The organism is Psychrobacter sp. CAL346-MNA-CIBAN-0220, assembly GCF_040309805.1.
Classification (GTDB): domain Bacteria; phylum Pseudomonadota; class Gammaproteobacteria; order Pseudomonadales; family Moraxellaceae; genus Psychrobacter.
Window position 1 is genome coordinate 1 of the sequence record NZ_JBEOPF010000619.1, and the last position, 246, is coordinate 246.

Annotated in this window: 1 protein-coding gene; it reads left to right on the forward strand. The window is 46.3% G+C overall.

What is annotated here, in order from left to right; genetic code table 11:
* Positions 1 to 246: hypothetical protein (locus AAEY88_RS15040; RefSeq protein ID WP_350563684.1), on the forward strand; the 246-nt coding region annotated here is incomplete at both ends.

The window sequence follows — 246 nt, forward strand, 5'->3', positions numbered from 1 at the left end:
TATTTGCCATGCGGTAGAAGACTCTGTACCTGTGTTGGGCATTCCTGCAGGGTGTAAAATTCACTCTGGAGTATATGCCATAACGCCAAAAGCCGCAGGCCGTGTAGTTGAAATGCTGGTAAAAGGTGAGCTGGTAACATTAAGCGATGCCGATGTCATGGACATTGATGAAGTGGCTTTTCGCCAAGGAACAGTAAAAGCAAAACGTTATGGCGAAATGCAAGTACCCAGTGAAGTGCGCTATGT